Source organism: Bacillus sp. 7894-2, assembly GCF_002272225.1.
In the GTDB taxonomy this organism is placed as follows: Bacteria; Bacillota; Bacilli; order Bacillales; family Cytobacillaceae; genus Cytobacillus.
In genome coordinates, this window is record NZ_NPDG01000172.1 from 1 (window position 1) to 369 (window position 369).

The following is a 369-nucleotide window of genomic DNA, read 5'->3' on the forward strand; positions in this document are numbered from 1 at the left end:
TGAACTGTACCCCCATTTACGGACAGTTTATAAAAAAGCGCTATGCAGCTAATAAGTGACCCCGGTATTGTGCCGGGGTCATTTTATTTAAGCCCCATTGATAACGATGATGATTATATTCTTCGATTACACGATCTACTTCTTTCTTTACATCCTTTATATTATCAAGTGATTTATACTCTGATAAGTCTTTAAAATGTCCAAAGAAACTTTCCATTGGTGCGTTATCCCAACAGTTTCCCTTTCGGGACATTGACTGAGTTAGGCCAAGCCTTTTTACTTTGCTTTGGAATAGAGGATGCGTGTAGTGCATTCCTTGGTCAGAATGCAATATGGCCTCTGGATGAAAGTGGTTGCCAACAGCTGTCT

1 protein-coding gene is annotated in these 369 nt (G+C 39.8%); it reads right to left on the reverse strand.

Translation table 11 applies throughout. The features are described from left to right. Positions 1–40: 40 nt before the first annotated feature. Positions 41–369, reverse strand: a 329-nt coding sequence (locus CHI10_RS22005; RefSeq protein WP_142301792.1) for an integrase core domain-containing protein, incomplete at its 5' end; no start/stop codon positions are given.